18 protein-coding genes are annotated in these 23,299 nt (G+C 59.0%); 10 read left to right on the forward strand and 8 right to left on the reverse strand.

Annotated features, from left to right (window positions below):
• Nucleotides 1-435: 435 nt before the first annotated feature.
• From NV64_RS00125 to NV64_RS00140, 4 genes are all read left to right on the forward strand, one after another.
• Nucleotides 436-1,695 (forward strand): DUF1479 domain-containing protein, encoded by a 1,260-nt coding sequence (locus NV64_RS00125; protein WP_101505015.1) that lies wholly within the window; start codon nt 436-438, stop codon nt 1,693-1,695.
• A gap of 103 nt (nt 1,696-1,798) precedes the next feature.
• Nucleotides 1,799-2,560 (forward strand): DNA-binding transcriptional regulator YciT, encoded by a 762-nt coding sequence (locus NV64_RS00130; protein WP_101505016.1) that lies wholly within the window; start codon nt 1,799-1,801, stop codon nt 2,558-2,560.
• A gap of 433 nt (nt 2,561-2,993) precedes the next feature.
• Nucleotides 2,994-3,245, forward strand: coding sequence for a type II toxin-antitoxin system Phd/YefM family antitoxin (locus NV64_RS00135; protein ID WP_056237204.1), 252 nt, complete (start codon nt 2,994-2,996; stop codon nt 3,243-3,245).
• Nucleotides 3,245-3,568: a type II toxin-antitoxin system RelE/ParE family toxin gene (locus NV64_RS00140; RefSeq protein WP_056237207.1), complete on the forward strand. Its 324-nt coding sequence runs from the start codon at nt 3,245-3,247 to the stop codon at nt 3,566-3,568. The genes NV64_RS00135 and NV64_RS00140 overlap by 1 nt, the downstream gene beginning before the upstream one ends.
• A gap of 178 nt (nt 3,569-3,746) precedes the next feature.
• Here the strand turns inward: NV64_RS00140 and malM are convergent, their stop codons facing one another.
• From malM to malK, 3 genes are all read right to left on the reverse strand, one after another.
• Nucleotides 3,747-4,643 (reverse strand): maltose operon protein MalM, encoded by an 897-nt coding sequence (gene malM / locus NV64_RS00145; protein ID WP_056237210.1) that lies wholly within the window; start codon nt 4,641-4,643, stop codon nt 3,747-3,749.
• Between the two features lie 84 nt (nt 4,644-4,727).
• Nucleotides 4,728-6,023, reverse strand: a complete 1,296-nt coding sequence (locus NV64_RS00150) for a maltoporin (protein ID WP_101505017.1) — start codon at nt 6,021-6,023, stop codon at nt 4,728-4,730.
• 30 nt (nt 6,024-6,053) lie between these two features.
• Nucleotides 6,054-7,163, reverse strand: coding sequence for a maltose/maltodextrin ABC transporter ATP-binding protein MalK (gene malK, locus NV64_RS00155; RefSeq protein WP_101505018.1), 1,110 nt, complete (start codon nt 7,161-7,163; stop codon nt 6,054-6,056).
• A gap of 376 nt (nt 7,164-7,539) precedes the next feature.
• Between malK and malE the strand changes: the two genes are divergently transcribed.
• The 3 genes from malE to malG all read left to right on the forward strand — a co-directional run bounded on the left by malE (nt 7,540) and on the right by malG (nt 11,307).
• Complete coding sequence (gene malE, locus NV64_RS00160) at nt 7,540-8,754, forward strand: maltose/maltodextrin ABC transporter substrate-binding protein MalE (protein WP_101505019.1); 1,215 nt, start codon at nt 7,540-7,542, stop codon at nt 8,752-8,754.
• 87 nt (nt 8,755-8,841) lie between these two features.
• Nucleotides 8,842-10,404: a maltose ABC transporter permease MalF gene (gene malF, locus NV64_RS00165; protein ID WP_101505020.1), complete on the forward strand. Its 1,563-nt coding sequence runs from the start codon at nt 8,842-8,844 to the stop codon at nt 10,402-10,404.
• A 12-nt stretch (nt 10,405-10,416) separates the two neighbouring features.
• On the forward strand, nt 10,417-11,307 hold the full coding sequence (gene malG, locus NV64_RS00170) for a maltose ABC transporter permease MalG (RefSeq protein ID WP_101505021.1): 891 nt from the start codon (nt 10,417-10,419) through the stop codon (nt 11,305-11,307).
• Between the two features lie 268 nt (nt 11,308-11,575).
• Here the strand turns inward: malG and malQ are convergent, their stop codons facing one another.
• Together malQ and malP are read right to left on the reverse strand one after the other, a co-directional pair.
• Nucleotides 11,576-13,663 carry a 4-alpha-glucanotransferase gene (gene malQ, locus NV64_RS00175; protein ID WP_101505022.1) on the reverse strand — a complete coding sequence of 696 codons (2,088 nt, stop codon included), beginning with the start codon at nt 13,661-13,663 and terminating at the stop codon, nt 11,576-11,578.
• A 9-nt stretch (nt 13,664-13,672) separates the two neighbouring features.
• The gene (gene malP, locus NV64_RS00180; protein WP_101505023.1) at nt 13,673-16,075 is read right to left on the reverse strand and encodes a maltodextrin phosphorylase; all 2,403 of its coding nucleotides are present in this window, start codon (nt 16,073-16,075) and stop codon (nt 13,673-13,675) included.
• Nucleotides 16,076-16,396: 321 nt separating this feature from the next.
• On the opposite strand from malP, the gene malT reads away from it, so the two are divergent.
• Complete coding sequence (malT, locus tag NV64_RS00185) at nt 16,397-19,123, forward strand: HTH-type transcriptional regulator MalT (protein WP_101505024.1); 2,727 nt, start codon at nt 16,397-16,399, stop codon at nt 19,121-19,123.
• On the opposite strand, the gene NV64_RS00190 is transcribed toward malT, so the two are convergent.
• Entirely contained in the window at nt 19,120-19,383 is a 264-nt protein-coding gene (locus tag NV64_RS00190; protein WP_056237230.1) for a DUF2798 domain-containing protein, read from the reverse strand. The two genes, malT and NV64_RS00190, sit on opposite strands and share 4 nt — an antisense overlap.
• Nucleotides 19,384-19,524: 141 nt before the next feature.
• On the opposite strand from NV64_RS00190, the gene NV64_RS00195 reads away from it, so the two are divergent.
• Nucleotides 19,525-20,427 carry a LysR family transcriptional regulator gene (locus NV64_RS00195; RefSeq protein ID WP_056237235.1) on the forward strand — a complete coding sequence of 301 codons (903 nt, stop codon included), beginning with the start codon at nt 19,525-19,527 and terminating at the stop codon, nt 20,425-20,427.
• A gap of 68 nt (nt 20,428-20,495) precedes the next feature.
• Here NV64_RS00195 and fliB read toward each other — a convergent pair whose 3' ends face one another.
• Nucleotides 20,496-21,704, reverse strand: coding sequence for a flagellin lysine-N-methylase (gene fliB / locus NV64_RS00200; protein ID WP_056237236.1), 1,209 nt, complete (start codon nt 21,702-21,704; stop codon nt 20,496-20,498).
• Between the two features lie 165 nt (nt 21,705-21,869).
• Nucleotides 21,870-22,331 (reverse strand): helix-turn-helix domain-containing protein, encoded by a 462-nt coding sequence (locus NV64_RS00205; protein ID WP_101505025.1) that lies wholly within the window; start codon nt 22,329-22,331, stop codon nt 21,870-21,872.
• Nucleotides 22,332-22,641: 310 nt separating this feature from the next.
• Between NV64_RS00205 and NV64_RS00210 the strand changes: the two genes are divergently transcribed.
• Entirely contained in the window at nt 22,642-23,280 is a 639-nt protein-coding gene (locus NV64_RS00210; RefSeq protein WP_101505026.1) for a response regulator transcription factor, read from the forward strand.
• The last annotated feature ends 19 nt before the right edge of the window (nt 23,281-23,299 follow it).

Genomic DNA, 23,299 nt, shown 5'->3' on the forward strand with positions numbered 1-23,299 from the left:
TCCGGTGAAGGCCATCGCACAGTTATCCCAGACTACGCGGCACAATAGCGCATTACTGTGCGGACAGATTCAGTTCCGGTTGTTCTCTTAATTGGTAAGAAGTGGTTACTGCCTCCCGTTAATATTCCCCGCGCCCACCACCAGCCAGACCCTGACATGTCATGTAGCCCAGCAGGAATTCTGGCCCAGCTCCGGCACCAGCATCAGCATCAGCATCAGCATCAGCATCAGCATCAGCATCAGCATCATAGAGCCTTCCAGCCGATTACTACAGCCGATAACCGGCCTCCAATACCTCAGTTCGCAACAAAAATGTGACGGGAATCACCGCCTTCATGTTGCATCCTTGTTAGCATTCGAAGCAACAAAACTTACGAACGAAGGTTTTTTGATGTTCGTTCGGAAAATGATGCAGCTTAATCCGGAGGAGTTACCATGAACATTTTTACATCGACCACATTGCCAGAAGACCACAAGGCCAGTATCCGTCTGATGAAACAACAGCTGCGCCAGCAGATCGGAGACGTTGAGGGGTTGTTCCAGAAAGTAAAAACCAGGATTATTCAGGAGATTGCAGCGGCAAAAGCCGATGAAGCAAAATATGGCACGGCATGGCCAGAGGTCAGCTGGGCTGATATCGCTGAAAAGAGAGTGAGCCCGGAAGCCGTTGAGCATATCAGACGCCGTGGCTGCCTTGTGGTTCGCCAGAACTTTGAACGGAGTAAGGCCCTGGCCTGGGATCGCTCCATGCTTGAGTATCTTGAGCGCAATAATTTCGATGCGCAGTACAAAGGCCCTGGCGACGCATTCTTTGGCAGTCTGGAGGCCTCCCGCCCGGAGATATACCCCATTTACTGGTCAAACGCGCAAATGGAGGCGCGTCAAAGCAGCGCGATGGCGCTGACGCAGTCTTTTCTTAATCGTCTGTGGAAATTTGAATCTGCGGGGGTTAACTGGTTCGATCCCGATGTAAACATCATTTATCCGGACCGTATCCGTCGCCGCCTGCCGGGGACCACATCGAAGGGGCTTGGCGCGCATACCGACTCAGGCGCGCTGGAACGCTGGTTACTCCCGGCTTATCAGAAGGTCTTCCGTAAAATCTTCACCGGTCAGTTCGACGATTACGATCCCTGGGATGCGGCTTACCGTTCAGAAGTAAATGAGTATGACGTTGATAATACGACTAAATGCTCAGTTTTCAGGACGTTCCAGGGATGGACGGCGCTGTCGGATATGGCGATCGGTCAGGGCCTGTTGCACGTCGTCCCTGTGCCGGTGGCGATGGCGTATGTTCTTCTGCGCCCCTTACTGAAGGATGTGCCGGAAGATGAACTCTGCGGCGTTGGGCCGGGTAAAGTTCTGCCCATTTCAGCGCAGTGGCATCCTGACCTGGTCGAAGGGCTGTGTTCAATTCCTGCATTACAGGCCGGGGACTCGGTCTGGTGGCATTGCGATATCATTCATTCCGTTGCGCCGGTCGAGGATCAGCAGGGCTGGGGCAATGTGATGTATATTCCTGCAGCACCGCTGTGTGAGAAAAACCTGGCTTATGCACGAAGCGTTGCCGATGCTCTGGACAAAGGAGCGTCGCCGGCAGACTTCCCCCGCGAGAATTACGAACAGGACTGGCAGTCGCGTTTCACCACGGCTGATTTAAACGCCATCGGCAAAAGAAGCCTGGGGCTTAGCTGATCGCGATCGCAGAGTTGCCCTGTCCGATAACGAACAGGGCAACTGCTTGTTATCTATGAATCTGCTAGACTCGACGTACTTATCCCTGCAAGCCTGAACTGAAATGAACAACAGACACGAACAGATAATACGGTTAGTCAATGAAAGAGGCAGCGTCAGCGTCAGCGAACTGTCTCAGCTAACCGGCGTTTCTGAAGTCACCATTCGTCAGGACCTGAACACGCTTGAAAAAAGTAACTTCCTGAAACGTATTCATGGTTCGGCGGTTACGCCAGACAGTGATGACGTCAGTTCGCGCCTGCGGACAAGATACAGCGTGAAACAGTCAATCGCTGAGTTTGCCGCTTCTCAAATTGTTGATGGCGAATCCGTGTTCATTGAGGGAGGCAGCACCAATGCCCTGCTGGCCAGAACGCTGGCAACCCGATCGAACTTAACCATCATTACGGTAAGCCATTACATTGCTCACCTGTTAAGGGATTCCCAGTGTGAAGTGATCATTATCGGTGGCCAGTTACAGAAGAGCAGTGAATCCGTTGTCGGTCCGTTAGCACGCTATTGCATCCAGCAGTTACACTTCCACAAGGCCTTTATCGGCGTCGACGGCTGGCATCCGCAAACAGGGTTTACCGGACGAAATATGTTGCGGTGCGATGTTGTTAATGCGGTGATGGGAAAAGTCACCCACACGGTGGCATTAACTGACTCCTCCAAGTTTGGCCTGGTGCATCCCTACCCTGTTTCAATTGAGCATACTTTCAACCAGGTGATCACTGATGATGCCATCCCTGATGATGCCAGGAAGCTGTTAATTAAACAAAATATCCGGTTAGATCTGGTTGCTGAGAGCCACCAGCCTGGGTGATTTCCATCGCCAGCCCGGCCGGACAGGTCCGGGCCGACGGCTCACACCATCGCTGTTTTACGGCGTCATTCTATGAGTGCGGCCGCGATTGATTCGACCTCTTTAACGTCTTTTGAGGCGCTGGCTCTTAGCGCCATTTCAGGAAGAGCCGGCTGCCCACCGGTTTCTTGCGGCCCCCCCACCACGGATGAGGTCTCTACGCGATCTGAGTGCTATTGCGCTGCACAATCTTGCCGCAGCCTGTAACATCGGCCTGCCCCAGTGTGCTAAGGGCTCCCGAGGGAGCAAGCGTGTCGCTGTTCACATTATTCTTTACTGGATAACGTTATTTATAGTGCTATTAAAGGCGCTTTTAAAAGCACCTTTTAAAGACCTAAAAAAAGCACTATCATCAGTACTGCTATTTACGTCTGATACGCAGACCGGAGGATGCATGATCACCGAAAACATTCTGAGTAGAAAAACCGCGTCCATCACCGAGTTCAAAAAGAACCCGACGGCCGCTATGAACGAGTCGCACGGCGAACCCGTTGCCGTGCTCAACCACAACAAACCCGCGTTTTACTGCGTGCCACCGGCGATGTTTGAGCTGATGTTCGAGCACGTGAGCGATGCGCTGCTGCTGCAAAAAGCGCTGGACAGAGCCGGAGACGACGAGCTCGACGTAAGCTGGGACGATCTCTGATGTCCGATACCTTCAAGGCCACCCTGAAGTTTAAGGCGCTGGCCAAAAAAGAGTGGGACTCTCTGAACCCGTCTATCCGGGAGAAGTTTGCCAAGGTGCTGAAGAAGCGCGCGGCGTCATATGAAGCGCTGACGATGCCGGCCAACCGGCTTTCTCTCCAGCATAACTGCTACAAAATCAAACTGAGAAACGACGGCTTCCGGCTGGCGTATACCGTCACCTCTGATGACGCGGGAAACGTCAGGGTTACGGTTACCGTGGTTGCCGTCGACAGACGCGACGAGATCTACGAAGACCTGAACAGGCGGCTGGCCGGAAAATAACCGTGCGAGGATAATAGGCCAGCATACACGCCGCCGTTCTGCCAAAGGCCACCGCTTCCCCGGCCACTCGATATCTGAGCCAGATCCCCGGGTTCACCAGCGGCAAACCCGGCACGCCCCATGTGACTAACGCACTGCGCCTCCCTGATACTCACCCACCAACGTAAAAGCCCGCAGATCACGACTTCACGCTGGCAATAAACGTTTTACGTGCGGTTTTTGATCCAAGCCGTTCCGCCTCATCCAGCAGCTTCAGCGCCTTATCGACATCGCCCACCTTCACTGCTTTCCTGATCGCATCGTTAAAGTAGCTTTCGGAATCGTCGAGCATCGGCGCATCCGGTTTGACCGGGGCTGGTGCTGGTGCCGCCGCAGGCACGCTGCTGCCCACCACCACCGGTGCGGCTGCCGGGGCCGGTGCCGGGAAGATCTGGCCAATCATCACGTTGCCGGTTTTCTGTTCGGCGGTTACCTTCAGGCTCAGCGTGCCGGTCGGCGTATGGCGCGCCACCGGATCGGGAATATCCGGCACGGCGTTACCCACGCCCGCCGCATAGGCTTTCGCCGGGTTAACCATCTGCGTGCTGCCGGCCAGATCCTGACGCGTGGTGTAGACCAGCAGGAAAATCTGCTTCTGTCCCAGCGCCGGCGTCAGCTTGAGGGTGCCTTCCAGCCGGTCGCTGGAGACAATCCCCGGCTGCTGATACGGGAAATAGCCTGAAGGGTAAAAGGCCGCCGGGCGCATCTGTTCATCCAGCACTAACACATTCGGCGCATACAGCGTTTTGCCGGCGGCAATGCTGGTCAGGGTGATCTCCAGCGATCCCCGATCGGCAGGCAGGGCAAAGGCCGCCACCGCGCCCTGGATATCCCCCTGATTAATTTCAGCGCTGGCGGTTCCCAGCGTGACGTCCTGCGTCACCGGCGGCACCAGCGGCGTCCATGACAGGTTGCGCAGGGTCTGGCTGGCGATCGCCGGTGCGGTATTCACATCATTCTGCGCGGCAGCCACCAGGGCAGGCGACGCCGCCATCAGGCTCAGCGACAGACACAGCGACAGCAGATTTTTTCTCATCGTGGTTTCCTTTTGCTCACAATAAAGGCTGGCGGATATCCACCGATAATCCACCAGCCAGCACGTCTCAGCTCATGTAAAACGCTACCACCACACTTCCATCTGCGCGCCGAAGGTGACTTCATCGTCATTGCCGCGGCTGAAGGTACGGGCGCTGGTGTCGTTCATCGCTAACCCGTTGCCGGCACCGCTATCGGTGTTGTAGCCCCACTTCTCGTCCCAGTTGGCATAGGTGGCAAACACGCGGATAGCCGGGCGCGACCAGATGCTGCTGCCCGCCTGCCACTGCTGGGCCAGAGTCACTTTATACTGACCGTTGCGGTCGCCGGTACGCTGCGACTTGACGTTGTCGTAGCCCACCTCCAGCAGGGTGCTCATGATCGGCGTCCATTTGTACATCGGGCGCATACCCACGGTGTACCAGGTGGTGCCGTTGTTGTTGTCACGGTCAACGTCCTGATACATCCCGACGTACATCAGGCTCCAGGTGTCGTTGAAGTCCATCGCACCGTGGTCCAGCACGCGCACCATGCTGCCGTTGTTGTTGATCGCCGAGCCGTTGGCGTGGCCGTTCGCCGCGCCCTGCCCCGGATCGGTCATCGCGTCGGCGGCATACTGCACCACAAACTTGTTAAAGCCGTTCCAGATGCTCTGCGTGTGCTCCGCCGTCAGCAACCAGCCGTCTTTGGTGGCATCGTCAGCCAGCGAGTAGCCGTCGCGCGCGTTGGCCCGGCCGTAATCGACGCCCAGCTCCAGCACGCCGCCCGGGTTGGTGTTCAGCCCGGCCAGGCGCACGTCGAACACGTCGTTAGAGGTGGCAACTTCATTACGCTGGTCGGCGATATAGCCGAACGAACCGCCGCTCTCGGTGTTGCGCGTTGCGGCCAGCGACAGCTTACCAAAGCCGAGGTCGATATCTTCCAGACCGGCGCCCGGGCCCGAGATATCCCAGTAGTAGAAGTCGATCATATGCACGTCATGGCGCTGATAGAAGCGCTTACCAGCCCAGATGGTGGAGCCCGGCAGCCAGTCGATCAGGTTTTTCCCCTTTACGTTGGCTTCGCGGAAGGCCGGGTCGGTTGACTCCCAGTCGTTCTGCTGTGAGACGGAGTAGGCCACGTTGGTATCGAAGTAGAAGCTCTTATCCCCCTCTTTCCACACTTCCTGGCCCAGCTTTAACTCGGCATAGGTCTCACACTCGTTGCCCAGACGGTATTTGCTGTCGGCGCCGGTGGCCTTGAAGCACTGCTGCTCGCCGCCGCTGCCGGACCAGCCAATCCCGGAACGGGCATAGCCGGTGAAATCAACCGCCAGGGCGGGCGTCGAGAGGATACCCGCAGCCACTGCCAGCGACAGGGAAGCTTTACGCATTGTTGTCATCTTTTTCTCCTGTAGGGGGATCGCGTGCTTTCAGACGCCGGGTTCGGGATGCAGCCGGCGACATGCCGTTCCGTCTTCGCGGAACAGATGGCAGCGGTGTGGCGGCAAACCGATGGCGAATGTTGCACCTTCTTCTACCAGCACCACGTCATTCTGGCGGTAGACCAGGTTCTGACGGATGGCCGGAATTTGGATATGAATCTGGGTTTCGTTGCCCAGCTGCTCAACCACCTGGACCTCACCGGACAGCGTCACCTCAGCGACGTCGCCCGGCAGCAGATGTTCAGGGCGCACGCCCAGCGACAGGTTGCTGCCGACGATGACGCCGCTGCCCTCGACCGGCAGCCAGACCCGCTGGCCGTTGGGCAGCTCAACCTGCACGCGCTGCGGCTCCGCACCGGTGACTTTGACCGGCAGGAAATTCATCTTTGGCGAGCCGATAAACCCGGCGACAAAACGGTTTGCCGGGTAGTGATACAGCTCAAGCGGTTTGCCGACCTGGGCGATATGCCCGGCGTCGAGCACCACGATTTTGTCGGCCAGCGTCATCGCTTCGACCTGGTCGTGGGTCACGTAGATCATGGTGCGCTTCAGGCGCTTATGCAGACGCGAGATCTCAATGCGCATCTGCACGCGCAGCGCGGCATCCAGGTTGGAGAGCGGTTCATCCAGCAGGAAAACCGTCGGTTCCGCCACCAGCGTGCGGCCAATCGCCACGCGCTGGCGCTGCCCACCCGACAGGGCTTTCGGGCGGCGTTCGAGCAGGTGCGCCAGCTGTAGCACCTCGGAGACCTGATTCACCCGCTGGGCGATGTCGGCTTTCTTCGCCCCGGCCAGCTTCAGGCCGAACGACATGTTCTCGGCCACCGACAGGTGGGGATACAACGCATAGGACTGGAAGACCATGCCGATACCGCGCCCGGCGGGCGGTACCTCGTTCATACGCCGGTCGCCAATTTTCAACTCACCGGAGGTAATGTCCTCCAGGCCGGCAATCATGCGCAGCAGCGTGGACTTACCGCAGCCGGAGGGGCCGACAAACACCACGAACTCGCCTTCTTTAATCTCCAGGTTGATGTCGCTGGAGATCACCGTTTTATCAAAGGCCTTGTACACGCCGTTAAGGGAAACGCTCGCCATGCTGAACTCCTGTACCTGACGCCTGCGGGAAAACTCGATGCAACGAAGAGTGAGGGATTAGCGGATAAGCGTAATCATCCGTAACAAAGTTTTTCACGGCGGAGGCGCAGGGAGGAACGGCGAGACAGGCAGCCGGAAAAAAGTTCCGGCCGGGTGGCAAATTCGTGATCGGGGTTGCAAAAAATGAAGGGGATTGCTGCGCGGTAAGCCACATAACGCCAGAGAGTGTCGGTGGGATCACACTCTGTGCGGTGGGGGCGTAGAGGGGGGGATGATGAAGCCGCGCCGGGTTGAATCCACACTGGCGCGGTACCCTGTCATTGCGTCTGTGACATCAGCATTACCGACTCCTAACAGAGAATAAAAGGACTGGATTATGACTCTCAGCATTAAGGCCCCTTCCATTAAACAAATCGTTAAAAATGCCCTGGCCGTGTCCGCGCTGGCATCGATGGTGTTGTCCTCTTCCGCCTTTGCCAGAATTGAAGAAGGCAAGCTGGTTGTCTGGATCAACGGTGACAAAGGCTATAACGGCCTGGCGGAAGTCGGTAAGCGGTTTGAAAAAGAGACCGGCATCAAAGTCACGGTTGAACACCCGGACAAGCTGGAAGAGAAGTATCCGCAGGTGGCGGCCACCGGCGGCGGCCCTGACATTATTTTCTGGGCGCACGACCGTTTCGGCGGTTACGCCGAGTCCGGCCTGCTGGCGGAAATCAGCCCGGATCAGGCGTTTAAAGACAAACTGTTCCCGTTCACCTGGGACGCCGTCACCTTTAACGGCAAGCTGATCGGCTACCCGGTGGCGGTGGAAGCGCTGTCGCTGATTTACAACAAAGACCTGATCAAAGAGGCGCCGAAAACCTGGGAAGAGATCCCGGCGCTGGACACCTCGCTGCGTGCCAAAGGCAAAAGCGCCATCATGTGGAACCTGCAGGAACCCTACTTCACCTGGCCCCTCATCGCCGCCGACGGCGGATATGCCTGGAGGTATGAAAACGGCAAATACAACATCAAAGACACCGGGGTGAATAACGACGGCTCCCGCGCCGGCCTGCAGTTCATTATCGATCTGGTGAAGAACAAACACATTAACGCCGACACCGACTACTCGATCGCCGAAGCGGCCTTTAACAAGGGCCAGACCGCGATGACCATCGACGGGCCGTGGGCGTGGTCAAACCTCGATAAGAGCAAAATCAACTACGGCGTGGCGCTGCTGCCCTCCTTCCACGGCAAACCCTCTAAGCCGTTCGTTGGCGTGCTGACCGCCGGCATTAACGCCGCCAGCCCGAACAAGGAGCTGGCCAAAGAGTTCCTGGAAACCTACCTGATCACCGACGAGGGTCTGGGCTCGGTCAACAAAGACAAACCGCTCGGGGCGGTGGCGCTGAAATCGTACCAGCAAACGCTGGAGAAGGATCCGCGCATCGCCGCCACCATGGCCAACTCGAAAAACGGTGAAATCATGCCGAACATCCCGCAGATGAGCGCGTTCTGGTATGCCGAACGCAGCGCTATTATCAACGCGGTGAACGGCCGTCAGACCGTATCGCAGGCGCTGCAGGACGCTGAGTCACGCATTACCAGATAAATCACCTCACCAGCTGATGCCGTTGAAGTCATGAAACAGAGGGTGCGGAGCCTGCGGGCTCCGCACCCTGCCTACAAGGAAGCCCCTATGCCAGTAGCCCAAACCGGTCTGACCGCTGAAAAAAAACGGCCGTTGAGTCATGTGCTGAAATGGCCGGCCATCGGCCTGCTCGCCTGCTTAACCGGTTATCTGATCGTGCTGATGTATGCGCAGGGTGAATACCTGTTTGCCGTTCTGGCCCTGATCCTCTCCAGCAGCGGCCTCTGGATTTACGCCAACCGCCGCGCCTTTGCGTGGCGCTATGTCTATCCCGGCCTGGCCGGAATGGCGCTGTTTGTGCTGTTCCCGCTGGTCTGCACCATCGCCATCGCTTTTACCAACTACAGCAGCACCAATCAGCTGACGTTTGAGCGCGCGCAGTCGGTGCTGATGGGCCGTGAATTCCAGGGGGGCAAAGCGCTAAACTTTGCCCTCTATCCCGCCGGCGATCGCTGGCAGCTGGCGCTGACCTCGGCGGAGAGCGCTGAGGTGCTGGTCTCACCGCCCTTCGCCTTTGATGCCGCCGTGCAGACGCTAACCCTGACGCCGCAGGCGCTTCCCGCCGGCGAGAAGGCCGGGCTGCGGGTGGTAACCCAGAACCGTCAGGCGCTCGGCAGGCTGATGGCCCGGCTGCCGGATGGCGCCACGCTGCGGATGAGTTCGCTGCGCCAGTTCTCCGGCACGCAGCCGCTCTACCGCCTGAATCAGCAGAACCAGCAGCTGACCGACGCGCAGTCCGGGGTGGTCTACCGGCCGAATATGCACAGCGGCTTTTATCAGGCGATCGACGCCGGCGGGGAGTGGCAGGCGGAGAAACTCAGCCCCGGCTTTACCGTCGGCATCGGCTGGGGCAACTTCCTGCGCGTGCTGCACGATGAGGGCATTCAGCAGCCGTTCCTGTCGATCTTTGTCTGGACGGTGGTGTTCGCGTTGCTGACCGTGGTGCTGACCGTCGCCGTCGGCATGGTGCTGGCCTGCGTGGTGCAGTGGGAAGCGCTGAGAGGCAGGGCGGTGTACCGCATCCTGCTGATCCTGCCCTACGCCGTACCGGCGTTTATCTCCATCCTGATTTTCAAGGGGCTGTTTAACCAGAGCTTCGGCGAGATCAACCTGATGCTTAACGCGCTGTTTGGCATCAAACCGGCGTGGTTCAGCGATCCCTGGACCGCCAGATGCATGATTATCATCGTCAATACCTGGCTGGGGTATCCCTACATGATGATCCTGTGCATGGGCCTGCTGAAGGCGATCCCGGATGACCTCTACGAAGCCTCGGCGATGGACGGCGCGACCCCGATGCAGAACTTCTTCCGCATCACGCTGCCGCTGCTGATTAAACCGCTGACGCCGCTGATGATCGCCAGCTTTGCGTTTAACTTTAACAACTTCGTGCTGATCCAGCTGCTGACCAACGGCGGGCCGGACATGATCGGCACCACCACGCCGGCCGGGCATACCGACCTGCTGGTCAGCTACACCTACCGTATCGCCTTTGAGGGCGGCGGCGGGCAGGACTTCGGTCTGGCCGCGGCGATCGCCACGCTGATCTTCCTGCTGGTCGGCGCGCTGGCTGTCATCAATCTGAAAGCCTCACGTATGAAATTCGATTAAGGAGCAACACCCATGCCGATGGTCAAACCAAGGTCGCAAAAAGCCAGGCTGCTGGTAACGCATCTGTTACTGCTGTGCTTTCTGGCGCTGATCCTGTTCCCGCTGCTGATGGTGTTCACCATCTCACTGCGGCCGGGCAACTTTGCCACCGGGAGCCTGATCCCGGATCAGGTCTCTTGGGATCACTGGAAGCTGGCGCTGGGCATCAGCGTGACCAGCGCCGACGGCAGCCTGACCCCGCCACCGTTCCCGGTGCTGCTGTGGCTGTGGAACTCGATCAAAATCGCCGGCATCACGGCGGTGGGCATCGTGGCGCTCTCCACCACCTGCGCCTATGCCTTTGCCCGCATGAAATTCCGTGGCAAAAGTTCACTGCTGAAGGGCATGCTGATCTTCCAGATGTTTCCGGCGGTGCTGTCGCTGGTGGCGCTCTACGCCCTGTTTGACCGGCTGGGTATTTACGTGCCGTTCCTCGGGCTGAACACCCACGGCGGGGTAATTTTCGCCTATATGGGCGGCATTGCGCTGCACGTGTGGACCATCAAGGGCTATTTCGAAACCATCGACGGTTCGCTGGAGGAAGCCGCGGCGCTGGACGGCGCATCGCCGTGGCAGGCGTTCCGCCTGGTGCTGCTGCCGCTGTCGGTGCCGATCCTGGCGGTGGTGTTTATCCTGTCGTTTATCGCCGCGATCACCGAGGTGCCGGTGGCCTCGCTGCTGCTGCGCGACGTCAACAGCTATACGCTGGCCGTGGGGATGCAGCAGTACCTTAATCCGCAGAACTACCTGTGGGGTGACTTCGCCGCCGCCGCGATCCTCTCCGCCATTCCGATCACCGCGGTGTTCCTGATTGCCCAGCGCTGGCTGGTCGGTGGCCTGACGGCCGGCGGGGTAAAAGGCTAGTTTACCGCACGCTTTTTTGCGCGTTATCCCGGCAACGGGTGTACTACTTTTCCTGTGTCCTCTGGGTGGCTGAATAAGCCGCCCTTTTTTATGCCGGGTCGGTCATTACCGGGATGCCGCTCCCGGTGCTGAACAGCCATGCCGTGCCGTGCTGGCCTGGCGCAGGGGCCGCCCTCTGTTCCGATACCGCAGTCTGCTTTCGCCTGTTTTATAACGAAAAAAAAGGGTTTCCCCCGGCGGGAGAAACCCTTTTCTTACTGCGTTACCCTCAGCTGACCGACACGCCGCGCCGCCGCTTATCGAGGTCCTTAATCAGCTTATTGACCCGATGGTCGGCGAACATCTCCTCCAGCGTGTGGCTGAGCTTACGTCGCCAGTTGGGATACTCATCGCTGGTGCCCGGAACGTTCACCGGCGCGGCCATATCCAGCCAGTCTTCCGGCTGCAGGCCCAGCAGCGCGCAGGCGCTGTCGGCGACATAGCGCTGCAGCCCGCGGTTGATCACCGGGGTCATCGCCATCAGTTCAGCGTGGCTGCCGGTTCTTTTGGGGATACAGCCGTAGTGATGCAGCCCGTCAAGCAGCCCCTGACGCGCGCGCGCGCGGTCCTGGTACAGCCCCTGCAGCACGCTGTCATCACGGTACAGCCCGAGCTTTTTGCCCAGCGTCAGATCGTCCGCCTGCCAGTAGCCGCGCAGCGTCGGCAGATCGTGGGTGGTGACGGTCGCCATCGCCTGCACCGGATAGGACTGCGGCGCGCGGAAGTGATGCTCCTCGTCGCGCTCGAAATAGAGCACCTTGTAGGAGTAGACGCCGCCTTCGCGCAGCCTGCTGACGATCTCCACCGGCACCGTCCCGAGGTCTTCGCCAATCACCATGCAGCGATGGCGCTGGCTCTCCAGCGCGAGGATCGCCAGCAGGTCGTCCAGCGGATAGTGTACGTATGCGCCCTTATCCGCCGTCTCGCCCGCCGGGATCCACCACAGGCGCAGCAGCGCCATCACGTGATCGATGCGCAGCGCACCGCAGCGGGTCATACTGGCGCGCAGCAGGTCGATAAACGGCTGATAGCCGCGCTGTACCAGCACCTGCGGATCCAGCGGCGGCAGATCCCAGTTCTGCCCCTGCGGGCCGAGGATATCCGGCGGTGCGCCCACCGAGGCTTTCAGGCAGTAGAGTTCGCCGTCGCTCCAGGTCTCCGCGCCGTCGCGGACCACGCCTACCGCCAGATCGCGGTACAGCCCCAGCGACATCGCCAGCTGCTGGCTGGTGTGATAACAGTCCGCCAGCTGCGTCTCCGCCAGCCACTGTAACCAGAGATAAAACTCCACCTCCTGCCTGTGCTGCTCGCAGAAGGCCCTCACCGCCGGGCCGCGCGCGTCCTGCCATTCTTCGGGCCAGTCGGCCCAGCCGCCGGTCGCGCCGCTGCGCAGCGCCAGGTGCGCGTGCAGCGCGTCAAAGGCGGCCTGCAACCGGAGGCACTCGCCCCCCTGGCGGGTAAAGTTCGCCAGCGCCTTGACCTGCGCATCCTGCGGTTTACGCATGAGGAAATGCGCCCAGGCCAGCCGCAGCCCCTCCAGTTTCAGCGGCATTACGCTGGCGTAATCCACCTCATCGCTGGCCCGTACGGCCTGCAGACGCTGCCGGGTCTCGGGCAGCTGCCACCAGCGCTGTGCCGCCTCACTCTGGCGGAAATCCTCCAGCGCGCCGACGTCGATATAAATCACGTTCAGCCAGCGGCGTGACGACGGGCTGTAGGGGCTGGCCGCCGCCGGGTTGGCCGGGTAGAGCGCATGGATCGGGTTCAGCCCGACAAAATCCCCGCCGCGTGCGGCAATCTGCCGCAGCAGCAGGGTCAGATCGCCAAAATCACCGATGCCCCAGTTGCTCTCCGAGCGCAGCGTATAGAGCTGCACGCAGGCGCCCCACAGCTTTTTGCCGGCCAGCAGCGCGTCCGGTTCATAGCAGCGTTTCGGGGCGATAATCACCCGGCACGTCCATGATTCCGCCGCCTGGGTCAGCGTCAGCTGGTGGTAACCGGGCGGGATTTTCCCCGCCAGCACCAGCGTCATCCTGCCGCTGATGCGGCCACGCTGCGTGGCGCCGCTCTCCGGCTGCAGCGTCCACAGGTACTCCCCGTCGCCCTCGACCGGCAGCGCCAGGCGTTGCCCGGCGACAAAGACTTTGACCGCCGGCACCGGCGTGGCCAGCGGGCGACGATCCGACCGCCAGCCCATCGCCGTCAGCAGCTCGCGTTTGGTTTCCGGCGCGGTGGCCTGCTGCTGGCCGTGGGCGTTAATAAACCCGGGGGCGATCCCCGCGTCCCTCGCCGCCTGCTCCAGCGTAATATTCTCCATGCGGACTCCTTAGCGTTTCGCCTGCCAGATGCGCTGCTGATAATCGCGGATCGACCGATCCGAACTGAACATGCCGACGCGGGCGGTGTTAAGAATGGTTTTGCGCGTCCACGCATCGCGATCGCGGTACAGCGCATCGACCTGCTGCTGCGCGGCGCAGTAGCTGGCAAAGTCAGCCAGCACCAGATACGGGTCGCCGCCGCCGAGCAGGCTGTCGAGCATCAGGCTGAACGCCTGTTTATCGCCGTTGCTGAAGAAGCCGTTTTCCAGCTCCTGCAGGATGCGGTCCAGATGCTTATCTTTTTCACGGACCTGTAACGGGTCGTACCCGCCCGCCTGCAGCGCTTTCACCTCATCGACGGTGTTGCCGAAAATAAAGATGTTCTCTTCACCCACCTGTTCGGCGATCTCCACATTGGCCCCGTCGAGGGTGCCAACGGTCAGCGCGCCGTTCAGCGCAAGTTTCATATTGCCGGTGCCGGAGGCCTCTTTACCGGCGGTGGAGATCTGCTCGGAGACGTCCGCCGCCGGGATCATCAGCTCGGCCACCGATACGCGGTAGTCCGGGATAAACACCACTTTCAGGCGGTCGCGCACCAGCGGGTCGTTATTCACCTTCTCCGCCACCTGGTTGATGGCGTAGATGATGTTTTTCGCCAGGTAATAGCCCGGCGCCGCCTTAGCCGCAAACAGGAACACGCGCGGCACCCTGTCCATCTCCGGGTTATCGCGCAGCTGGCGGTAGAGCGACAGAATGTGCAGCAGGTTAAGGTGCTGACGTTTGTACTCGTGCAGGCGTTTGATCTGCACGTCGAAGATCGCCTCCGGGTTCAGCGTCAGTCCGGTGACCTGCTTAACGTAAGCGGCCAGCGCGATTTTGTTGTCACGCTTGATCTGCTGGTAACGCTGGCGGAACGTCGCATCGTCCAGCGATTTTTCCAGCCCCTGCAACGCATCGAGATCGGTCACCCACCCGGTGTTCAGCTGCGTATCGATCAGCGCAGAGAGCGCCGGGTTGCACTGCTTTAACCAGCGGCGCGGGGTGATGCCGTTGGTGACGTTGTGGAATTTCGTCGGCCACAGCTGGTGATACTCCGGGAACAGGTCGTTGACCACCAGCTCGGAGTGCAGCGCCGCCACGCCGTTAACGGCAAAGCCGCTGACCACGCACAGGTTGGCCATGCGCACCTGGCGGTGCTGATGCACCGACAGTTTCTCCCACACCGCTTTGTCGCCCGGCCAGCGTTGTTCCACCACTTTTTTAAAGCGGGCGTTGATGGCTTTAATCAGCGAGAAGTGGCGCGGCAGCAGGCTGCGCACCAGCTTCTCATCCCAGCACTCCAGCGCTTCCGGCATCAGCGTGTGGTTGGTGTAGGCAAAGGTTCTCTGGACGATATCCCAGGCCGCGTCCCACGCCAGCCGGTGCTCGTCAAGCAGGATGCGCAGCAGCTCCGGGATGGCAATGGTCGGATGGGTATCGTTCAGCTGGATCACCTCATACGCCGGCAGATCCTCAATCCTGCGCCCGAGGAGATGATGGCGGCGCAGAATGTCGGCGACCGAACAGGCGCACTGGAAATACTGCTGCATCAGGCGCAGGCGTTTACCGGCGTCGTGGTGGTCATTCGGGTAGAGCACCTTGGTCAGCTTCGCGGCGTCGATGCCCTGCTGTTCCGCCTTCAGGAACGCGCCGTCGTTAAACAGCGTCAGGTCGAACGGCTGCACGTCGCTGGCCTGCCACAGGCGCAGCGGCTGGGTGACGCCGTTCTGATAGCCGACCACCGGCAGATCCCAGGCCTCGCCGCGCAGCGCATAAGCGGGCTGCCAGCGCTCGGCGCCCTGCGCATCTTTCACCAGCCTGCCGCCGAAGGCGACGTCCACCGCCAGCGCGCTGTTGTGGCTGAACCACGGATAGCTTTCGCGCTGCCAGTTGTCCGGCGCTTCCTGCTGCTGCCCCTGCTGAAACGACTGGCGGAACAGGCCGTACTGATAGTTTAAGCCGTAGCCGGTGGCGGACTGGCCGACGGTGGCCATTGAATCAAGGAAGCAGGCCGCCAGACGCCCCAGCCCGCCGTTGCCCAGCGCCGGATCGGTCTCCTGCTCCAGCACGTCGGCCAGCACCACGCCCTGCTCCTGCAGCGCCTGGCTGACCTCATCATACCAGCCGAGGTTAATCAGGTTGTTGGCGGTCAGGCGGCCGATCAGAAACTCCATCGAAATATAGTTCACATGACGCTGCGGCTGCTGCGTTGCCGCGGGTTCAGGCAGCGCGTTCAGCTGCTCTGACAGCGCCGCGCTGGTCGCCTGCCACCACTGGTGCGGCGTCATCTGCTCTGCCCGGCGTAAACCAAAGCCCTGCCACCGGCGTTTTAGCGCGGCGGTAAACTGCGTTTTATCAAAAGTCACCTGCATCACATGCCTCTTTATTCGCGGATCTGTAGGAAAATGGAGTGTTATTACGCGCTATGCTGCCGCCTTCAGCGCGGGGCGGCATCCTCCCGCCGGCAATCAGGCAGGGAGGAGAAACGGGGCGTAGCCGGAGGAGGCGGCCGGTGAGGAGGATGGGGGGTAAAATCAGCCTTAAAAAATGTGATGCAGAGCAAGTTAACGACATGTAACTCCTCAACATTGTTGCATTCAGGGTTTCAAAGGAGGACTTTAGAAAAAGTGATTAATTACGCGCTGCGAAATAAAGATTACGCCTCCTGATCACCTTCAACAGAATCGAAAAAAATGCTGATCCCATCAAAACTGAGCCGCCCGGTGCGGCAGCAAAATACCGTGGTTCGTGACCGACTGTTGGCCAGGCTCTCGGCGGCACCGAACTATCGCCTGACCCTGGTGGCCGGCCCGGCGGGCTATGGCAAGACCACCCTGGTGGCCCACTGGGCAGCGGGTAAGAGCGATCTTGGCTGGTATTCTCTTGATGAAAGCGACAACCTGCCCGAGCGTTTCGCCAGTTATCTGATCGCCGCCATTCAGCAGGCCTGCGGCGGCCACTGCGGCAAAAGTGAGGCGCTCAGCCAGAAACATCAGTATGCCAGCCTGCCGGCGCTGTTCGCCCAGCTGTTTGTCGAGCTGTCGGACTGGCACCGCCCGCTGCTGCTGGTGATTGATGATTATCATCTGATTACCAGTGAGGCGATCCACGCCGGGATGCGCTTCTTCCTGCGGCATCAGCCGGAGAACCTGTCGCTGGTAGTGCTGTCCCGCACCCTGCCGCCGCTGGGCATCGCCAACCTGCGCGTGCGCGAGCAGCTGCTGGAGCTGAACGCCGCGCAGCTGGCGTTCACCCACCCGGAAACGCAGCAGTTTTTCGACAACCGCCTGAACGACCCGATCGATCCGGCCGACAGCAGCCGCCTGTGCGATGAGGTTGCCGGCTGGGCTACCGCCCTGCAGCTGATTGCCCTCTCTGCCCGCCAGTCCAGTACGCCGTCACGCCAGTCCACCCGGCAGTCGGCGCGTAAGCTGGCGGGGCTGAACGCCAGCCACCTGTCCGACTATCTGGTGGAGGAAGTGCTGGACCGCATTGATGCGCCGACGCGGGATTTTCTGCTGCGCTGCTCGCTGCTGCGCTCGATGAATGATGCCCTGATCGTGCGCCTGACCGGCGACAGCAACGGCCAGCAGCGGCTGGAGGAGCTAGAGCGCCAGGGCCTGTTTATTCACCGTATGGATGACACCGGCGAGTGGTTTAACTTCCATCCGCTGTTTGCCACCTTCCTGCGCCAGCGCTGCCAGTGGGAGCTGACGGCGGAGCTGCCCGCCATCCACCGCGCCGCCGCAGAAGGCTGGCTGGCGCAGGGATTCCCGGCGGAGGCGATCCACCACGCCCTCGCCGCGGATGATATCGCGATGCTGCGCGATATTATGCTGCAGCACGCCTGGTCGCTGTTCAATCATAGCGAGCTGGCGCTGCTGGAAGAGTGCCTGGCCGCGCTGCCGTACGACTGCCTGATCCGCAACCCGAAGCTGGTGCTGCTGCAGGCGTGGCTGGCCCAGAGCCAGCACCGCTACGCCGAGGTCAACACGCTGCTGGCCCAGGCGGAATGCGAGATGCAAAAACAGGACCGGGTAATGGATCAGGACCTGAACGCCGAGTTCAACGCGCTGCGCGCCCAGGTCGCCATCAACGACGGGCGCCAGGACGAAGCGGAGCAGCTGGCCGCCGAGGCGCTGCGTTTTCTCTCCTTTGAGAGTTTTTACAGCCGCATTGTCGCCACCTCGGTGACCGGCGAAATCCAGCACTGCAAAGGGGACCTCGCCCGCGCGCTGCCGCTGATGCAGCAGACCGAGCAGATCGCCCGCCGCCACGAGGCCTACCACTACGCGCTGTGGGCGCTGATCCAGCAGAGCGAGATCCTGATCGCCCAGGGCTTTTTGCAGGCCGCCTTTGAGATGCAGGAGCGCGCCTTCGAACTGGTGCGCGAGCAGCACCTGGAGCAGCTGCCGATGCACGAATTTTTACTGCGCCTGCGCTCGCAGCTGCTGTGGTCATGGTCGCGGCTGGACGACGCCGAAGACGCCGCGCGCCAGGGGCTGGAGGTGCTGACCAACTTTCAGCCACAGCAGCAGCTGCAGTGCCTGGCGATGCTGGCGAAATGTTCGCTGGCGCGCGGCCAGCTGGACAATGCCCACCATCATTTACAGCGCTGTGAAGCGCTGCTGAAAACCGGGCAGTATCATATCGACTGGCTGACCAACACCGACAAGCCGCGGGTGATCTACTGGCAGATGACCGGCGATAAGGCGGCCGCCGGACAGTGGCTGCAGCAGGCGCGTAAGCCCGATATGGCCGATAACCACTTCCAGCAGGGGCAGTGGCGCAATATCGCCCGCGTGCAGATTTTGCTGGAGAAGTTCGCCGAAGCCGAAGCGGTGCTGGATGAGCTTAACCACAACGCCCGCCAGCTGCGCCTGACCAGTGACCTGAACCGTAACCTGCTGCTGAGCAACCTGCTTTACTGGCACACCGGCCGTAAAGCGCAGGCGCAGCAGGCGCTGATCGAAGCGCTGGGGCTGGCGAACCGCACCGGGTTTATCAGCCACTTTGTGATTGAGGGGGAGATGATGGCCCAGCAGCTGCGTCAGCTGCTCCAGCTTAACCTGCTGCCCGACCTTGAGCAGCGGCGGGCGCAGCAGATCCTGCGCGAAATTAACCAGCATCATCGCCATAAGTTCGCGCACTTCGACGAAGGGTTCGTCAATAAGCTGTTAACCCACCCGCAGGTGCCGGAGCTGATCCGCACCAGCCCGCTCACCCAGCGCGAATGGCAGGTGCTGGGGCTGATCTACTCCGGCTACAGCAACGACCAGATCGCCGGGGAACTGGACGTGGCCTCGACCACCATCAAGACGCATATCCGTAACCTGTATCAGAAGCTGGGGGTGGCCCATCGCCAGGACGCGGTGCAGCAGGCGCAGCATCTGCTGCAGGTGATGGGCTACGGGGCTTAATGGCCGTGCACGGTCAGCCCCACCAGCCGGATCACCACCGGGCGCACCACCAGGATGCAAACAAAGGCCGCAGGCATGGCAATCTGATAGGCATTCATCACATTTGTCATGTAATCCGTGCCCAGGCCGAACTCAGCCCAGGTGATCACCAGGCTCATCAGAAACGCCATGATCGTTGCCATATACAGCGCAAAGATATAGGGTGAGGCGTGCTTTGGCAGGCGGATGCGGGCGGGATTTTTTGCGACGGCGTCGGTCATGGTGTCATCCTGTTAACGATTAATAATAAACGGCGGTGAATAAAACAGCCGCTAAATTATCAGGCCGTTCAGGGCGGCGGTAGCCGGGCGAAGCTTTAATCATTATTAAGCAAAACTATCGAATATGACGTTGAGGCGGCGATGGATCTGTTAGGGCTGATTGGCACCTTTATTCGCGTAGTGGAGAACGGCAGCATCGCCGCGGCGGCGCGTGCCAAGGGGATGAGCCCGGCGGCGGTCAGCCAGAGCCTCTCCCGTCTTGAGGCACATCTGGGCGTACGCCTGCTGTCACGCACCACCCGCAGCATGACCTTAACCGAAAGTGGTCAGCGTTATTTCGAGAAAGTCCGCCACATTCCCCATGATATCGATCTCGCCTCTGAGGCTGCTGCGCTGGAAAGCAAACCGCAGGGCCCGCTGTGCATCGCCACCACGGCCGCGTTCGGCCGTCACGTTCTCGCGCCGCTGATGCCGGCCTTTAAAACGGCTTACCCAGGTATTGTTACCGAACTGATTAGCACCGATCGCAACGTCGACCACCGGCTGGAGGGCGTCGACGTCAGCATTCGTATTGAGGCACAGCTCAGCGACCAGCTGATTGCGCGAAAAATTGTCTCATTACCCTTTATCTTCTGCGCGGCCCCGGCGTATCTGGCGCACGCGGGCATCCCACAGCATCCCGATGAGCTGAGCCGCCACGCCTGCCTGGTATTCCGCTATCCGACCGACGGCCGTTTTCTGCCCTGGACCTTTATGGTCAACGGCCAGCCGGTCAGCGCCAGGCTCAACCCGGCATTTATCAGCGATGATATTGATATCATCGCCAGAATAGCCGTGAACGGCGGCGGCGTTGCGCGACTGGCGAGCTTTGTTGCCCGGCCGCTGATTGAGCAGGGTCTGCTGGTCCCGTTGCTGCAATCGGACCCAACCGACGGGATTGATATGGCGTCGTTACCGATGGATATTTATGCCTGCGTTAACGAGCGGTCGGCGCTGAATTCAAAGGTCAGAGCCTTTATTCAGTTTCTGGAGGAGTCGATCTGACGGGCCGTATCACCGTACAGACCCGCTTCGTCGGCGCTGCTGAACCAGAAAACCTGGCCGGCTTTTGCTTATCCGCCAGTCAGCAGATAGATCAGTGAAAATTTATCGGTGAAGTCGATCTGTTCGATCTCTGCCAGCAGTTTATCATCAGCGTATTTGTCATGCTTAGTGATGCTGTGATAGCTGTAAACGATATTAATCACCTCCTCTTCGCTGAATTCGGGGTTAAGTTCAACGGAAGCGGCAATCAGCCATTTTAACAGGAGCCATTCCGACATCAGCAGCAGAAGATGGGTTAAGGGTTCCCTGCCCTTTTTCGACGGGAAGCGATCCTCATAGAGTCGATACTGAATATAATTACTGAGCAGATGGGGGCGAGCCTGTAGCCACGGCAGCGCCTTCTCCCGCCAGATAGTATTCAGCTGCCGTGCTGGCGTCGTCACCTCGGTGGATTGCGTAACACCCTGGGTTAAATCAGTCAGGTTCTGATAATAGCGCTGTAAACGTTGTCCGCCGCGCCCTTCATTTTTGGTGCTCAGATAGCTTTGCAAACGTAACAGCAGCGCGGACTGCAGCTGATGATCGGGGTGCAGCTCGGCCATTTCTTTTTTTACCGTGCCGTTTTGCAGCGCCGTCTGGATATCCTCGAAAAAACGCAGCATTTTTTCCTGCAGGTCAGCGTCCCCGGCTAGCTTATCGCGATAAAGCAGCAGCATGGTGATGCCGTAAAACCCCTCTTCGATGTCTGACCCGCAACCGACCATAATATGCGTACACATCAGACCGATCAGCCGGTCCTCCTGGCTGATATCCGGTGCATCCAGCGGCTCGGGGCTTTGCCTGACCCTTTCGCCGAAGAGCATCGCCCCCGGTGTGGTTAACAGCAGCCTGGCGGCTTCCGGACAGGACAGGGTCAGGTTACTGCGGATCTCATATTTAAAGCTGCCATACAGCCGCGGATAGATCGCGCAGGTGCCGCTCAGCGCTTTTTCGCCCAGAGACTTATGGACTTTACACAGGCGGTCTTCATCGAGGAAAGAGCAGTTTCCGTTGCTTTGTAATTTAATCTTCCCCCAGCTGCCCTCATTTATTTCCGTCGTGATGACATTTTCCTGCGCTATATGACGTATTTCAATCTCATCACTCTGCAGGTAGCGGTTCACCGTCGGCTTATCAAGCTCGATATCCCAGCCTTTACAGCAATGATCGGGACAGGCGCTGCCCACACAGTGAAACTGGGTGAAAAATGCCGGCTCAACAATGACGATATCATGCATAAATTAAGGACTCTTCAGGGAAAGAAAAATGGCTCATGCTAAGATAACAAGCCATTGAGTCATCAATTGTCTTAAAAGGCAGCCAAATCAGCGCCTGTTTTGCTGATGACGCTGAAGAAGATGTCCCCTGGCTGCTCATCTTCAGATGACGGCATTAACGCCCTTTTACTGCTGTCGCGGCGTAAACGTCAAGTTTACGGCCGAGCTCAGTTTTACAGAGGAGGCGAGCTCGTGATGATTGTAAAGTTCTTCGGTTAATATCCTGAATGCTTCTGCGCGATTTGCATATTTCCTGCGAAACTGAGTCGGCGTGATGGAAAAATAGGACTTGAAGGTGCGGGTGAAATTTTGCTGACATGAGAAGCCATTCTCAACGGCGATTTCAAGCATCCCTTTATTCGTAAAAGCAATCAGATGTGCAGCTCTTGCAATACGTCTGAGCCGGATATAAGCAGCAAGATTAATACCGGTTCCCTGACGAAACAACCGCTGAAAGTGCCAGTGGCCGTAACCGCTGCGTTCTGTTACCGTTCTGACTCTTATCGACTCATCAGAAAGATTTTTATCAATCCAGGGAAGAATACCCTCAATCACAGCATCAGTGATTTTATTTCGTGCTGATTTCATCTTCTCTTCCGGCTAAATGCGTTTTCATTTCAATCTCAACAGGACTACGCTGGTCAGCAGGCGTGCGCATCAACAGGTTCGGGTGAGGCTGACAGGTTTCTCTTATACGGCCATTATGGCTCAGTTTAATCGACGTGTATGTTATACAAAGGGATAGTATACAAAGAGATCATTGCATATTTTCCTGTGCCTGATGCAGCTCGCCGAGGCGTGATAACGAACAGACCGGTGAAGTTTATATTTTAAAGCTCATCGCATCGGGTTATATTGACGTTCATGAAGAAAGCGTTGAGAGTCAGAAAGCGTCTCTATGGATAAAAAAATTTATATCGTTGACGACGATCAGTCTGTCATCAACTCACTGGATAACCTCCTCAGTTCCGCAGGTTATGCCGTTTCAAGCTTCACCTCGCCAGCCGAATTCCTTAGCCAGACGGATTACAGTACACCCTGCTGCCTGATCGTAGACCTCAACATGCCGGGGTCAGACGGTTTTGACGTCAGCCATCACCTGACCGAACGCGGTTACTCCATACCCACCATTTTTCTGACCGGCTTTGGCACCATCCCGATCACGGTCAGGGCGATGAAGGCGGGGGCATTTGAATTCTTAACCAAACCCGTGATGCCCGATGATTTACTGAATGTCGTCGCGGATGCGCTAAAACTTTCTGAAAAAAGCGTCGCCCTTTCTGAGGAAAAACGTCGGGTGAAAACGCGCTACGGTTCACTTACGCCGCGCGAGAAGGAACTTATGCTGCTGGTTATCCGGGGATTGCTCAATAAGCAGATAGCCGCCGAAATGGGGATCAGTGAAATCACCGCGAAAGTGCATAAGCGCCGGGTAATGGAAAAAATGGGTGTCCGCTCAGCGCCCGAGCTGGTCAGAATAGCGGAAAAGCTAGGGCTGCCTGATGATGATGCGGCCGCCGGTAGTGGAATTTACTGAGCCCCCTTCCACCGTCAGT

Origin of the sequence: Erwinia sp. B116 (assembly GCF_002865965.1) — a bacterium.
Lineage (GTDB): Bacteria > Pseudomonadota > Gammaproteobacteria > Enterobacterales > Enterobacteriaceae > Erwinia.